The organism is Streptomyces sp. NPDC028305, assembly GCF_055569495.1.
Genome location: NZ_JBVHTN010000011.1, coordinates 211,673 through 224,994, shown reverse-complemented (window position 1 = coordinate 224,994; position 13,322 = coordinate 211,673). Strand labels below are relative to the sequence as shown.

The following is a 13,322-nucleotide window of genomic DNA, read 5'->3' as shown; positions in this document are numbered from 1 at the left end:
AGTGGGCCCCGTACCGGCATGGCGCCCCGGGAGGAAACCCAGGAAAATCGTTCACGAACGTTGTGATCTCGATCACCGTCTCGATCACCGTCTCGATCACCACGGGAGGCAGCCGTGAGGACACCGACACTGGGGCCGGCCGAGCGCGGCGAGGCGCTGGCCCGGATGGCGGACCAGGAGCTGGACGTGCTGGTGGTGGGCGGCGGGGTGGTCGGGGCCGGCACCGCCCTGGACGCGGTCACCCGGGGCCTGGAGACCGGCCTGGTCGAGGCGCGGGACTGGGCGGCCGGCACCTCCAGCCGGTCCAGCAAGCTGATCCACGGGGGCCTGCGCTATCTGGAGATGCTGGACTTCGCCCTCGTACGGGAGGCGCTGAAGGAGCGCGGTCTGCTGCTTCAGCGGCTCGCCCCGCACCTGGTCAAGCCGGTGCCGTTTCTGTATCCGCTCAAGCACCACGTCTGGGAGCGGCTGTACGCGGGCAGCGGCGTGGCGCTGTACGACGGCATGTCGCTCTCCTCCGGGCATGGCCGCGGGCTGCCGGCGCACCGCCATCTGACCCGGCGGCGGGCCCTGCGGGTCGCGCCCTGCCTGCGGAAGGACGCCCTGGTCGGGGCGTTGCAGTACTACGACGCCCAGATGGACGACGCCCGCTTCGTCACCACGCTGGTGCGCACCGCCGCCTCGTACGGCGCCCATGTCGCCAACCGGGCGCGGGTGGTGGGCATCCTGCGGGAGGGAGAGCGCGTTGTCGGTGTCAGGGTGCACGATGTGGAAGCACCCTTCGGGAGGGAAGGCGCGGATTTCGAGGTCCGCGCCCGCCAGGTGGTGAACGCCACCGGGGTGTGGACGGACGAGACACAGGCGCTGATCGGGGAGCGGGGGCAGTTCCACGTACGCGCGTCCAAGGGTATCCACCTGGTCGTGCCCAAGGACCGGATCCACTCCACGACCGGGCTGATCCTGCGCACCGAGAAGAGCGTGCTGTTCGTGATCCCGTGGGGGAGGCACTGGATCATCGGCACCACCGACACCGACTGGGGCCTGGACAAGGCCCATCCGGCCGCCTCCAGCGCCGACATCGACTATCTGCTGCAGCATGTCAACGAGGTGCTGGCGGTGCCGCTCACCCGCGACGACGTCGAGGGCGTGTACGCCGGGCTGCGCCCGCTGCTGGCCGGCGAGTCGGACGCGACCAGCAAGCTCTCGCGCGAGCACACGGTCGCGCATGTGGCGCCGGGCCTGGTGGTGGTCGCGGGCGGCAAGTACACCACGTACCGGGTCATGGCCAAGGACGCGGTGGACGAGGCGGTGCACGGGCTCGACCAGCGGGTCGGCCCCTGCGTCACCGAGGATGTGCCGCTGGCGGGCGCCGTGGGCTACCAGGCGCTGTGGAACGGGCGGGTGCGCATCGCCCGGCGCGCCGGGCTGCATGTGGCCCGCGTCGAGCACCTGCTGAACCGCTACGGCTCGCTCACCGGGGAGGTCCTGGAGCTGATCGCCGAGGACCCCTCCCTGAGCGAACCGCTGGCCGGCGCCGACGACTATCTGCGCGCCGAGGTCGTCTACGCCGTGTCCCACGAGGGCGCCCGTCACCTGGACGACGTCCTGACCCGGCGCACCCGGATCTCGATCGAGACCTTCGACCGGGGCACGCGCTGCGCCCGGGAGGCCGCCGAGCTGATGGCGCCGGTGCTGGGCTGGGGGCAGGAGCAGATCGACAAGGAGGTCCGGCACTACGAGAAGCGGGTCGAGGCGGAGCGCGAGTCGCAGCGTCAGCCGGACGACCTGACGGCGGACGCGGCCCGGCTGGGGGCGCCGGACATCGTCCCGCTCTGAGCCACGCTCCGAGGCTCAGGCAGTGTGAGGCGTCACGTCCGGCAGAACTCGGCCTTGAGGAGGGCCCGCTCCGCCGCGGCGGCCGGGCGCGCCTCGGTGTTGAGGCGGTAGGCCAGCACACGGCGGCCGTCGGGCGTGGCGACGACCTGGGCGTATGAACCGTTGATCTGGCCGTTGTGGCCCCACAGCGTCACGCCGCAGGACAGCCGTACGGGGAACAGGCCCATGCCGTACCGCCCGTCGGAGGCGGTCGTGTCGCGCATCCGCCGCAGCGCCGCGGGCGGCAGCAGGCCGCCGCGCAGCAGCGCGCCGAAGAAGCGGGCCAGGTCGTCGAGGGTGGAGATCGCCTCGCCCGCGGCGCCCGCCGCGGACGGGTCGAGGACGGTGACGTCGCGCGGGGTGCCGGTGCCGGTGCCGGTGATGGGGGCGTAGCCGCGGCCGTGCGGGGTGGGGAGGGTGCCGCGGGCGCCCGGGAAGGACGTGCCGCGCAGGCCGAGGGGGCCGAGCACGCGGCGCTCGGTCTCGGCGGCGTAGGGGCGGCCGGTGACGCGCTGGACGACCAGGCCCAGCAGGACGTAGTTGGTGTTGGAGTAGTGCCACGCGGCGCCCGGGGCGAACCGCGGGCGGTGGGCGACGGCGGTGCGTACGAGCTGCCGGGGCGTCAGCGGGGCGGCGGTCGGCGGGCGGGACAGCCGGCGGGCCACGCGCTGGTCGGCGGCGAAGTCGAACAGGCCGCTGGTGTGGGTGAGGAGCTGCCGGAGCGTGATCTTCCGGCCGTCGTTGCCCCGGCCCCGCACCAGTCCGGGAAGATGCTCCTCGACCGTGTCGTCCAGGCCGAGCCTCCGCTCGTCGGCCAGTTGGAGGACGACCGTGGCGATCAAGGTCTTGGTGATGCTGCCCGCACGGAAGCGGTCGTTCCGATGGATGCGCCGCCCGGTGCGCAGATCCGCGAGCCCGGCCGACGCGAAGCGGGTCCCGTCGCCGTCCCGGGCCAGCGCGGCGGCGCCCGGGGCACTGCCCTCGGCCGCCAGCCGCCGTACGGCCGCGCGCAGGGCGGCCTCCGTATGCCGCCCGTCGGCCTGCCGGGTCGCCGCGGCGCCGGTGCCGGGGCCGGTGTCGGCACCGGCGCCGAGGGTGCGGGCCGCGCCGCGGTCCGCCGGGCCCGGTCCGCCGCAGCCGGGGACGGCGGCGGACAGGACCGCGGCCAGCGCGAGCGCCGCGGCCCGCGTGCGGCCCCGTCTGGTCCGCTCCGGGGCGCGGATCGGCATGTCGAGAACCCTTTCATCGGGTTTTCATCGGCTGCGAACCCCCAGATGTTCGCAGGTGTGGCCACGGCCACCACGCCGGGCCCCCGACCCCGGACTTCCGTTGGTCCGCGGATGAGAGACAATGGGGGCTCTTCCAGGGTGGGTTCAGGGCGGGTTGATTTGCAGAGGGGACGCATGTCGGAGGCGGAGCGGACGCAGGGCTCGACCGGACGCCTCCTCGCCGGGCGGTACCGGCTCGGGGAAGTGCTGGGCCAGGGCGGGATGGGCACGGTCTGGCGGGCGAGTGACGAAACGTTGGGCCGTACCGTCGCGGTCAAGGAACTGCGCTTCCCGTCGAGTGTCGACGAGGACGAGAAGCGACGGCTCATCACCCGGACGCTGCGCGAGGCGAAGGCGATCGCCCGCATCCGCAGCAACGGCGCCGTCACGGTCTACGACGTGGTCGACGAGGACGACCGCCCCTGGATCGTCATGGAGCTGATCGAGGGCCGCTCGCTCGCGGACGTCGTCCGGGACGACGGCGCGCTCACCCCCCGCCGCGCCGCCGAGGTGGGGCTCGCCGTCCTCGATGTGCTGCGCGCCGCGCACCAGGCGGGCATCCTGCACCGCGATGTGAAGCCCTCCAACGTCCTCATCGCCGACGACGGCCGCGTCGTGCTCACCGACTTCGGCATCGCGCAGGTCGAGGGCGACCCCTCGGTCACCTCGACCGGCATGCTCGTGGGCGCGCCCTCCTACATCTCGCCCGAGCGCGCCCGCGGCCACAAGCCCGGGCCGCCGGCCGACCTGTGGTCGCTGGGCGGCCTGCTGTACGCGTCGGTGGAGGGAGTGCCTCCGTACGACAAGGCCACCGCCATCGCGACGCTCACCGCCGTGATGACCGAGCCCGTCGACCCGCCGAAGAACGCGGGCGTGCTGGAGGAGGTCATCTACGGCCTGCTCAACAAGGACCCCGAGCGGCGGCTCGACGACGAGGGCGCGCGGGCGCTGCTGAACCAGGCGCTGGACGCCCCCGACGAGGGGCGGTCGAAGGCCGCGGCCGCCAATGCCACCCGCACCATGTCCCTGCCGCCCGCCCCGCCCGAGGACGCCCCGGCGTCCGACGCCGCCTCGGAGCGGGTGCGGGGCGCGCTGCGCTCCGTGCGGAAGGCCTCGGCGGCCTCGGCCGCCGCCGGATCGGGTGACGCGGGGGACTCCGCCGCGTCCACCGCGAAGAAGTCCACGTCCGCGGACGGCAAGCCCGCGAAGACCGCGAAGCCCGCCAAGGCCGCGAAGGCCGCGAAGGCCAAGCCGGCGGCCGCCGGCGGTTCCGAGGTCCCGCCCGCCCCGCAGCCGCCCCGCGCCCCGCTGACGGACGTGGTGTCCAGGCGCACGCTGGTGATCATCGCGGTGGTCGTGGTGCTCGCGATCGTCGGCACGGTGCTCGCCATCGTGCTGAGCGACGACGGCAGCGACTCCCAGGGCAAGTCAGGTGACCGTACGACGGCTTCGGCCGGCGCGGACGGCGGCGACACCAAGGACGAGAAGAGCGCCGGCAACCAGTCCGACAAGTCGTCCAGCCAGTCCCCGGACGCACAGCCGTCCACGGGGAAGCCCACGGACGACGACACCAAGGGCGGGTCCGGCGGCTCGGACGACGACGAGGACGGCAACAAGGGCAAGGGCAAGGGCAAGGACGGCGACGGGGGCGGCGGCAAGGGCTCGGCGCCGGACGGATACGAGACGGTCAAGAGCTCCGACTTCCCGTTCACCATGGCGATGCCCAAGGGATGGCAGGTCCACTCGGGGAAGTACCCCGGCAGCCGTATCTACTACGGAGGATCCGACATCCCGCGGATCCAGGTCGACTTCACCGACTCCCCGAAGGCGGACGCTGCGGCGGAGTGGCGCAAGAGCGAGCCCAACGTGAGCAGGACCACCCCCCGCTACAAGCTGATCGGCATCGAGTCGGTCAGCTGGCACGGCTACCCCACGGTCGCCGACTGGCAGTTCGAGCGCGACCAGAGCGGGAAGCGGGTCCGGGTGCTCAACCGCGGCTTCAGGGCGGACAGCAGCCATGGCTTCGCCATAATGATCACTTGCGAGAAGAGCAAGTGGGACGAGAAGGAGTGCAAGACGCTCCGCGAGACCGCGTTCGACACCTTCGACATCACGGACTGAACACTCCGGTCGGCATGGGGCGCCCCCGGCACGTATCGTGAGAGGCCGTGGACCGTGCGCAGCGGCAACGACGGGCAAAACGCCCCTGATTGACGGTTTCGCGCGGTGCGGATGAGGGTGTGGATCGCGCGCTCGGGGAGGCTTCGTGGACGAATACGCGGGTCGGGTTCTCGCCGACCGCTATCGCCTGCCCCTGCCGCCCGCCGATGAGTACGAACTCGTCGAGACCCGCGCCTTCGACACCTACAGCGGACAGGAAGTCCACCTCAGGCAGATACCGCTGCCGGAGACCGTCGACGCGGAGGTCGTCGGCGCCGACGAGCACTACGCGTACGCGGGGGCCCCGGGGCGCGCACACGGCGCGACCGGCATGGGCCGCGGCGCCCGCGGCGGCGTCGCCGACCCGGCGGTGCGCCGCGCCATCGAGGCCGCGACGGCCGCCGCGCAGGTGCCCGACCACCCCCGGCTCGACCAGGTCTTCCATGTCTTCGCGGAGGCCGGGAGCCTGTGGATCGTCAGCGAACTGGTCGCGGGCCGCCCGCTGGCCGCGCTGCTCGCGGAGCGGACGCTGTCCCCGTACCGGGCCGCCGAGCTCGCCCATGACATCCTCACCGCGCTGCGCGCCCTGCACGCCGACGGCTGGATCCACCGCAACATCACCGCCCGGACCGTCCTGGTCTGCGACGACGGGCGCGCCATGCTCACCGGGCTGGCGGCGGGCGCCGCGGAGGAGGCCCTGTGCGGCTACGACCCGGTGCCCCGGCCGCCGACCGATGCGGCCTCGGCCGACGCGACCTCGGTCGAGGCGGCCGACGCCGACGGCGGTGAGGCAGGGGGCCCGGCCGTCGACGAGCCCGCCGCCCGCCAGGCGCCGCCGCTGTACCGCGACCAGGGCGCGGCGGGAGGCTTCCCGGGGCCGCGCGATCCGGGTGTGCGGGGCGTGACGGTTGCGCCGAGCGCTTCGGGTACGGAGTTTCCCGGGCCGCGCGGCGCGCTCGAACAGCCCCCCGCGGGCTCCGGGTTGCCGCTGCCCCCCGGCTCGGAGTGGCGGCCCGCCGAGCGCGTCGAAGACGGGCGAACGGACGGGCCGAACGGCCCGGACAGCCCGAACAGCACGCATGGTGCGGGGCCGGTTGTGCCGGGAGCGCGGCCGGGCGAACCGGCCCTCGGCGGCGGTCCATCCGCCCCGGCGGGCGGCGACCCGCAGGGCGGCGCCGCCGGGCGCGCCGTGCGGGCCGGCGCGATCGCCGCCTACACGGCGGGCGCCCGTGCCGCCGCCCGGGCGCACGTCGAGGGCCCCGCGCCCCGTGGCGCCCACCCCGGCGCGCCCGACGGCGCGAGCGGCCCCGCCGCTGAGCGCGCGGAAGGCGCCCCGCGCCCCGCGACCGATGCCAACGGCTCGGCCCCGGGCAGCGCGACGGCCCAGGACCCGTACGCCGAACGGAACTCGCACGGGGCCCTGGCGCCGCATGCCGGCCCGAGCGGGCAGGTCGAGCGGAGGCCGCACCCGACCCGGGCGCTGTATATCGACCCGGGCCGACCCGCCGCCCCTACGGGCGACCAGGCCCCGAACAGGTCTGCCAACCCCGACCTCAACCCCCCTCACGCCAGGCCGGCGGGGCCCGCGGGGGGCGGCGTGGGCTCATGGGACGACGAGGCGGCGGGTGCTCACGGGGCGCGGCGCGGTCCCGCGAGCGCGCTGGCCGTCGAGCGGGCGCGGCAGGCGCGGATCGTCGTGGTCGGGGCCGTCACCGAGCGGTGGGCCCCCGAACAGGCGGTTCCGGTGCACGAGAACTGGCGGCTGGCGCCCCCTGTCGGCCCGGCCGCCGACCTGTGGGCGGTCGGTGTGCTGCTCTTCCGCGCCGTACAGGGACACGCCCCGTACCCGGAGGAGAGCGCCGCCGAGCTGGTGCAGCTGGTGTGCTCCGAGGCGCCCGCGTACGCGGAGGAGTGCGGCCCGCTGCGCCCGGTCGTGGAGTCGCTGCTGCGCCAGGACCCCACCGAGCGCCCGGACTTCGAGGAGCTGCGCGGCTGGCTGCGGTCCCTGATCCGCTCGGCGCCGGAGCCGGACGTGGGCAGCAGCACGGTCACGGTGCCGTCGGCAGGGCCGGGCGGGGCGTCCGACCCCCGGCGGCTGCCGATCGTGCGCCGCCGCGGCTGGCTGGTGCGCAGGGGCCGGGCGGGCGCGCCGGTGGCCGCGCACGGGCGGCACAAGCGGGGCAAGCAGGCCGGTGAGCGCCGCCCGCGCAGGCTGGGGCGGGTGCTGCTCTTGCTGATACTGCTGGCTCTGGCGGCCGCGGTGCTCTACGCGATGATGTTTATGCCGAAGGCCGACGAGAAGAACGGCCAGGGCCGTACGGGCACGGCGGGCTCGCAGAGCGATGTGCCCAGCGCCTCGCGGGAGCCGTCCCCGGACCAGTCGGCCGGGGCGGGGGGCGGGGCCGGTTCGGGCACCTCCTCGCCGGACGATCAGCCGCAGTCGACGCCGCCCGCGGGCCTTGCGAAGGGCTTCGCCGTCCGCAAGGACCCGAAGGGCTTCAAGGTCGCGGTGTACGAGACCTGGACCCGGCGCGGCGAGAACCCCCGCGGCCAGATCCGCTATGTCGGCGGCGACTTCGAGCTGGTGGTGGTGGCCGGGCGGGACAGGGAGTCCGAGTTCGGCGCCGACCCCATGGCGTACCAGCAGAACAGGGAGCCCGAGCTGGCCGCCTTCCGCTCCTCCTCCTGGTCCTCGTCCTCCGGGCTGCGCCGGATCGACGTGGGGCAGACGGCGATGGCCGAGGGGGAGTTCAGCTGGCGGGACAGCAGCGGCCGGGATGTGTACGCGCGCAACCTGGTGATGCTCATCGACGGCCGGTACCACGTCGTCCTGGTCATCGGCCCGGCCGACGAGCGCCGCGAGGTCGCCCGCTACTACGAGCAGGCGACGGCGACGTACAGCACCACGACCGGCTGACCCCGCCACCTGGCCGGCCTTCTAGCCGAACCGCTCCCGCAGCTTGTACTTGAGCACCTTGCGGAGCGTGTCGTTGCGCGGCAGCGCGTCGACCACTTCGAGGCGCTCGGGCAGCTTGTGCGGGGACAGCCCTTGGGCACGCAGATACGAGACCGCGCCCTCAAGGGTGAGCGGTTCCGCGTCGGCGGGCTGTTCGACGACCGCGCACACCAGCTCGCCGCGGACCGCGTCCGGCAGCCCGATCACCGCCACGTCGCCGATCCCGGGGTGCTGGTAGAGCAGTTGCTCGACCTCTTTGGCGGAGATGTTCTCGCCCTTGCGGATGATGACGTCCTTGGCGCGGCCGGTGAGGACGAGATGTCCCTCCTCGGTGAGGTGCCCGAGGTCTCCGGTGATGAGGAAGCCGTCGGCGTCGAACGCCTCACGGGTCTGGGCCTCGTCCAGATATCCGGCGCAGACGGCCTCGCCGCGCAGCCGCACCTCACCGTCCGCCCCTATGGGCAGCGTTTTTCCGTCCCCGTCCACGATGCGGATCTCCATGTCCGCGGGCGGCCGTCCTTCGGTGGTCGCGAGGTGGTGCGGGGTGTCGTCCGGCGCGCCCATGGTGATCATCGGGACTTCGGTCATGCCGTAGCCGTGGGTGAGCTGGCAGCCCAGCTCGCGGACGACCTCGTGGTACAGCTCGGGCGGTTTGGGGGCGCCGCCGCCGGCCAGCAGCCGCAGGGTGGGGATGAGCTTGTGGGCGGGGTCCTTGCGCTGTTCGGCCAGGAACATCGAGTAGAAGGCGGTGCTGCCGCCCGCGACCGTGACCTTGTGCCGCCGGTAGGCGGCGAGCGAGCCGGGCAGCGCGAAGTGCTCGAACAGCACGGCAGGGAAGCCGTACAGCAGCAGCATCACGGTGTAGTCGGGCCCGGCCACATGGGCGTACGGAAAGGCCATGGAGCCGATGTCGTCCGGGCGCAGCCGCAGCGCGTGGGCCAGGCAGGCGCCGGCGGCGATGAGGCTGCGGTCGGTGTGCAGCACGCCCTTGGGCTCGGAGGTGGTGCCGGAGGTCCAGTAGATCCAGCGGACGGCGGTCCCGTCGGCGGGCGGCGGGGGCAGTGGCACGGCGAGCGGGTCGGCCTCGGGGAGGGTGTCGTACGTCTCGAAGACCCGGGGTGGTTCGGGCAGCCGCGCGGCGAGGCGGTGGGCCATCGCGGTGTGGTCGAAGCCGCGCCAGTGACCGGGGACGGCGAGGAAGCGGGCGCCGGAGGCGCGCAGCGCGAAGCCGACCTCCCGGTCGCGGTAGAAGGGGATGAGCGGGGTCTGTACGGCGCCGAGCCGGGCCAGGGCGAGGGCCAGGACGACCGTTTCGATGCGGGTGGGCAGCTGCCAGGCGACGCGGTCGCCGGGGCGCACGCCCATGTCGTACAGCCCGGCCGCGGTGCGTTCCGCGCGGGTGCGCAGCGCGCGGAAGGTCATCCGCCGGTCGTCGCGGGCGGAGGCGGCGGCCTGGAGCAGCGCGGGGGCGTCGGGGGTGAGCGCGGCGCGCCGCTCGACCAGCTCCCACAGCGTCGCCGATGTGCCGAGTGCCTGCGCGGTGTCGGTCATACGGACCTCCAACTGACGGCTAGTCAGATTGTGCGGGAAGCGTAGAGCCCGGCGCCTTGTCGGTCCAGAGTCCGCGGGGCTAGCCTTGTGATTTATCTGACGAAGCGTCAGATCTGCCCGGCGAGGGGACGGGGATGGACCTCGACTACACGGAGCCGGAGGAGGAGTTCCGGCGGCGGCTGCGCGCTTGGCTGGCGGACGTCCTGCCGAAGCTGCCGGACCCGCCGGACCCGGCCGACTGGCCCGGCCGCCGCGTCTACGACTGCGGCTGGCAGCGCATGCTGTACGACGCGGGCTACGCCGGGCTGCACTGGCCCGAGGACGCCGGCGGCCAGGGGGCGACCCCGACTCAGCATCTGATCTTCCTGGAGGAGACCGAACGGGCCGGAGCGCCCTATGTGGGCGCCAATTTCGTCGGGCTGCTGCACGCGGGCCCCACCATCGCCGCCGAGGGCGACCCGGGGCAGCGGGCGCGCTGGCTGCCGCCGATCCTGCGCGGGGACGAGGTCTGGTGTCAGGGCTTCTCGGAGCCGGAGGCCGGATCCGACCTGGCCTCGCTGCGCACCAGGGCGGCGCGGGACGGTGACTCCTATGTCGTTACCGGCAGCAAGATCTGGACCTCGCACGCCGAGGTCGCCGACTGGTGCGAGCTGCTGGTCCGCACCGCACCTGTCGGCGACGAGGCGCCCAAACATCGCGGGATCTCCTGGCTGGCGATGCCGATGGACGCGCCGGGGGTCACCGTGCGGCCGCTGCGCACGCTCGCCGGGACCGCGGAGTTCGCCGAGGTGTTCCTGGACGAGGTGCGGGTGCCGGTCGCCAACCGGATCGGGGCGGAGAACGACGGCTGGCGCGTGACGATGGTGACCCTCTCCTTCGAGCGCGGCACGGCGTTCGTGGGGGAGGTGGTCGCCTGCCGCCGGGTGCTGGAGGCCCTGGCGCGCGAAGCGAGGGCCAACGGGCGGTGGGACGACCCGGTGCTGCGGCGCAGGCTGGGGCGGCTGGCGGCCGAGTTCGCCGCGCTGTGGCGGCTCACCCAGTGGAACGTGAGCGAGGCGCAGCGCACCGGCGGGGTGCCCGGGACCGGCGGCTCCGTCTTCAAGCTGCGCTACTCGCAGGTGCGGCAGGAGCTTTACGACGCGGCCGCCGAGGTGCTGGGGGCCGGGGCGCTGGACGCCGGGCACGCGTGGGTGGCGGACCGGCTGTCGTCGCTCTCGTACACCATCGCGGCGGGCACCTCCCAGATCCAGCACAACATCGTCGCCGAGCGCATCCTCGGCCTGCCGAAGGGACGGTGAGTCGGCCGTGGACTTCCGGCTCACGGACGACCAGCGGGCGCTGCGGGCGGGCGTCCGCGAGCTGCTGGAAGGGCGGTTTCCGCGGGAGCGGCTGCGGGCGGTGGTGGACGGCGGCGAGCCCGCGGTGGACCGGGCGCTGTGGCGGGAGCTGGGCGGGGCCGGGTTCTTCGCGCTGCGGTTGGCGGAGGCGGACGGCGGGGTGGGGCTCAGCCTGCCGGAGGCGGCGCTGGTCTTCGAGGAGGCGGGCCGGGCGCTGCTGCCGGGGCCGCTGGTCGCCACGCATCTGGCGGCCGCGGTGGTGGAGGGGGCGGCCGAGGGCCGGGCCGTGGTCACGGCGCTGGACGCGGCGCGGGGCGCTGAGCCTGGCGCGGCGGGGCCCCTGGTCGAGCACTTGGCGTCGGCGGATGCCGTGTTGGTGATCGGCGACGACGAGGGCGACCGGCGCGTCGGCGTTCTGCCCGCGGCCGGACTTGCGCGCTCCGCGCGGCCGATACGGTCCGTGGACCCGGCGACGCCGCTGCACCGCCTGGACCGCCTGCACCGCCTGGATCCGGGAGGCTGTTCCGGGGGCGGGCCGCCGACCGCGGCCGCCCGGCTCAGGCGTGAGGCGGTGCTGCTGACCGCCGCCCTCCAGCTCGGCAGCGCGGCCCGTACGGTCGAGATGGCCGTACGCCACGCCGGGGAGCGCTTCCAGTTCGGCCGGGCGATCGGCACCTTCCAGGCCGTACAGCATCTGTGCGCCGGGATGCTGGTGCGCGCGGAAACAGCCAGAAGCATGGTTTACGCCGCAGCCGTCACAGAAGACGCGGATGATGTGGCCGCCGCCAAGCTGCTGGCCGACGAGGCCGCCGTCCGTAACGCGCGGGACTGTCTCCAGGTCCACGGCGGGATGGGCTTCACCTGGGAGGCCGATGTGCATCTGCATCTCAAGCGGGCCTGGGTCAGGGCCGGGCAGTGGCAGACGGCCGCCGAGGCCGAGGAGGGGCTCGCGGCCGGGCTGTTGCGCCCCCGTGTATGAGGTTTGTGACCCGACTTCGTGGAAACGCCTGAATTGTTCAGGTGTCGTGATTGCTGGGGAAATCCCCAGGGTCTTCGAGGTGACCGAGCGTTGATACCGGGTTGTTTCCTAGGTGTGACTCGTCACAGGGCGGAGTCGGGCCCGCCCTCGGGTACTCTCCGTTGCGTGCGAGCGGATTTGGGGTGCAGCGATCCCGGCGTGGCCCGTGGGGCGACTCCGGGCACGCCAATGTGCCCCGCTCGCGCGGGGTGCACCCAATCGGCGCCCCGGTGTTCGACTCCCCGCGGCGCGCGTCGCACAGTATGCCGCACGCATACTCCTTGGCGCTGGAATATGACCGAAGCGCTTGTTGGGGTGACTGTACGTCAACCATGCTGTCTCGCAAGGGGGTACCTCCCGGCGGTAGCCGGGAGGGGGCACCTCCCAGCGGTAGCTGGGGGAGAGTCACGTTCCGTGACCTCTTGGAGGTACGAGGCGATGTGTCCGCCAGTTCGGATGGTGTGAGCGGTGCAGGTGCTTCAGATGCAGATGGAGGTCAGGCCCGACCCCGCGGAGGTGAGCCGGGCCCGTAGGTGGGCGCGCTCACGGCTCGCCGGGTCCGGGATAGGGGTGGACGAGCCGCTCGCCGAGACGCTGATCCTGCTGATTTCGGAACTCGTGACCAACGCCGTGGTGCACACGGGCTGTCCGGCGGTGCTGCGCATGCTCTTCCCCGCGCAGGGCGACGGCGGCGGGCCCGGCGCGGGCGGCCTCGACGGGCCGGGGCCGGGCTCCGGCACGGTCCGGGTCGAGGTCGCCGACTCCAGCGGCCGGGGGCCGCGGCGGCGGTGCGCGGACGAGGGCGCCACCAACGGGCGCGGTCTGGAGCTGGTCGACGGTCTGGCGGACCGGTGGGGCTGGCATCCGGAGGGCGCGGGCAAGCGCATCTGGTGCGAGGTGGACCGGGGCGTCCGTGGGGGCCATGGGGCGCCCGGAACTCATGAGGAGCCGGTCCTGATGGGGCGTGCGGGTCCTCATGCGCCATCACAAATCGGGCGTAGTCGGCAAAGTCCAGACCAGGTGTTGACGTGATGTGGCGGTGTGATCACTCTAGGATCGGCGATTCGTTGCGAGGGGACGTCGAGGGCTCTGAGTTCCCTGTGGGCCGTGTGCTCATGGGGTGGTTCCTTGGCGAGTGCGGGTCGCTGCCCGGCGCG

At 73.8% G+C, this 13,322-nt stretch carries 8 protein-coding genes; 6 read left to right on the top strand and 2 right to left on the bottom strand.

Annotated features, from left to right (window positions below; all coding sequences use genetic code 11):
• Window positions 1-114 precede the first annotated feature (114 nt).
• A complete protein-coding gene (locus tag ACZ4WQ_RS40795) occupies window positions 115-1,836 on the top strand; it encodes a glycerol-3-phosphate dehydrogenase/oxidase (protein WP_398377473.1) in 1,722 nt (573 codons plus the stop codon).
• Window positions 1,837-1,868: 32 nt separating this feature from the next.
• Here ACZ4WQ_RS40795 and ACZ4WQ_RS40790 read toward each other — a convergent pair whose 3' ends face one another.
• Window positions 1,869-3,104, bottom strand: coding sequence for a serine hydrolase domain-containing protein (locus tag ACZ4WQ_RS40790; protein WP_398377475.1), 1,236 nt, complete (start codon window positions 3,102-3,104; stop codon window positions 1,869-1,871).
• Window positions 3,105-3,278: 174 nt separating this feature from the next.
• Here ACZ4WQ_RS40790 and ACZ4WQ_RS40785 point away from each other — a divergent pair, with 174 nt between their 5' ends.
• Both ACZ4WQ_RS40785 and ACZ4WQ_RS40780 read left to right on the top strand, forming a co-directional pair.
• Window positions 3,279-5,264: a serine/threonine-protein kinase gene (locus ACZ4WQ_RS40785; protein ID WP_398377477.1), complete on the top strand. Its 1,986-nt coding sequence runs from the start codon at window positions 3,279-3,281 to the stop codon at window positions 5,262-5,264.
• 145 nt (window positions 5,265-5,409) lie between these two features.
• Window positions 5,410-8,220, top strand: coding sequence for a protein kinase (locus tag ACZ4WQ_RS40780; protein WP_398377478.1), 2,811 nt, complete (start codon window positions 5,410-5,412; stop codon window positions 8,218-8,220).
• 21 nt (window positions 8,221-8,241) lie between these two features.
• Here the strand turns inward: ACZ4WQ_RS40780 and ACZ4WQ_RS40775 are convergent, their stop codons facing one another.
• Window positions 8,242-9,810 carry a class I adenylate-forming enzyme family protein gene (locus ACZ4WQ_RS40775; protein WP_398377480.1) on the bottom strand — a complete coding sequence of 523 codons (1,569 nt, stop codon included), beginning with the start codon at window positions 9,808-9,810 and terminating at the stop codon, window positions 8,242-8,244.
• A gap of 134 nt (window positions 9,811-9,944) precedes the next feature.
• Between ACZ4WQ_RS40775 and ACZ4WQ_RS40770 the strand changes: the two genes are divergently transcribed.
• The 3 genes from ACZ4WQ_RS40770 to ACZ4WQ_RS40760 all read left to right on the top strand — a co-directional run bounded on the left by ACZ4WQ_RS40770 (window position 9,945) and on the right by ACZ4WQ_RS40760 (window position 13,197).
• Window positions 9,945-11,108: an acyl-CoA dehydrogenase family protein gene (locus ACZ4WQ_RS40770; protein WP_311726733.1), complete on the top strand. Its 1,164-nt coding sequence runs from the start codon at window positions 9,945-9,947 to the stop codon at window positions 11,106-11,108.
• Between the two features lie 7 nt (window positions 11,109-11,115).
• Complete coding sequence (locus ACZ4WQ_RS40765) at window positions 11,116-12,126, top strand: acyl-CoA dehydrogenase family protein (protein WP_398377482.1); 1,011 nt, start codon at window positions 11,116-11,118, stop codon at window positions 12,124-12,126.
• 507 nt (window positions 12,127-12,633) lie between these two features.
• On the top strand, window positions 12,634-13,197 hold the full coding sequence (locus ACZ4WQ_RS40760; RefSeq protein ID WP_385349540.1) for an ATP-binding protein: 564 nt from the start codon (window positions 12,634-12,636) through the stop codon (window positions 13,195-13,197).
• The last annotated feature ends 125 nt before the right edge of the window (window positions 13,198-13,322 follow it).